Genomic DNA, 564 nt, shown 5'->3' with positions numbered 1-564 from the left:
ACTGCTGCTGCGCCTGCTCGACTATCTGGCCGCCCCGTTCGGCACCAAGGAATGGGAGCTGACGCACTACGGCCTGGAGGGCGTGCACTTCACCCGGGACAAGGACGGCGCACCGAAGACCACCAAGCTGGGTCAGGTGGAAAACGTCAACAACCTCCCCTTCAGGTATCTGGCCGAGGGGCCGCAGGTGCTGTTCGTGCCGGGCAGGCCGGAGGTCGTACGCGCGCTGCACGCCTGGCAGCAGAAGGTGGTCCCGGTCGCCATCCGCAACGCGTCGTACGGGCTGCAGTCCCGCACGTACACCGCGCAGGGCACCACGCTCAAGGCCCTGATGGAAGACACGATCACCGCGGTCATCGCCGGGCGTTCCCCGATGTCCGAGTACGACTCCGCCGTCAAGACGTGGCGCTCCCGCGGTGGCGACAGGATGGCCGAGGAGTTCGCCAAGGACTACGCCGCCAACAGCTGAGCGGGCACCGACGACCAGGTGGCCACGAGGGGCACGAGGGGCACGAGGAGATGGGAGACGGCATGGCGGCGACGGGGCGGGGGCGGATCACGATC

1 pseudogene is annotated in these 564 nt (G+C 68.4%); it reads left to right on the top strand.

What is annotated here, in order from left to right:
* Positions 1-469: pseudogene (locus tag CCN51_RS58905) on the top strand (extracellular solute-binding protein); the annotation flags it as partial.
* Positions 470-564: the final 95 nt, after the last annotated feature.

The organism is Streptomyces milbemycinicus (genome assembly GCF_002154605.1).
Lineage (GTDB): Bacteria > Actinomycetota > Actinomycetes > Streptomycetales > Streptomycetaceae > Streptomyces > Streptomyces milbemycinicus.
Note: the sequence above shows the minus strand (reverse complement) of the source record. Positions and strands in the feature narration are given on the sequence as shown.